This window comes from Paraburkholderia sp. J67, assembly GCF_905220265.1.
In the GTDB taxonomy this organism is placed as follows: Bacteria; Pseudomonadota; Gammaproteobacteria; order Burkholderiales; family Burkholderiaceae; genus Paraburkholderia.
In genome coordinates this window covers 1-282 of record NZ_CAJMZK010000133.1, presented here as the reverse complement: position 1 = coordinate 282, position 282 = coordinate 1, and the positions used below count along the sequence as shown (strand labels likewise).

The following is a 282-nucleotide window of genomic DNA, read 5'->3' as shown; positions in this document are numbered from 1 at the left end:
CAGAGCTCGAATTCTCCTGCAAGTATGGGTACCGCGATGAACCAGCCTCCCCAGATCTATGTCGGCATCGATGTCAGCGGCGATTTCCTTGACCTCGCCATTCACAACTCTTCCGACGCATGGCGCGTTCCAAATGACGCTGCCTCCATCGACCAGCTTGTCCAGCAGCTGGCCGCACTTAGTCCCACGCTCATCGTCATGGAGGCCACCGGCAAGCTCGAACTCGCCGTACTCAAGGCCCTCTGTCACGCGCGTTTGCCCGCTGTCGCTGTCAACCCCAGG

1 protein-coding gene is annotated in these 282 nt (G+C 59.9%); it reads left to right on the top strand.

From position 1 onward, the window contains the following. Positions 1-36: 36 nt before the first annotated feature. On the top strand, positions 37-282 hold a 246-nt coding region (locus U5782_RS41490; protein WP_415914506.1), incomplete at its 3' end, for an IS110 family transposase.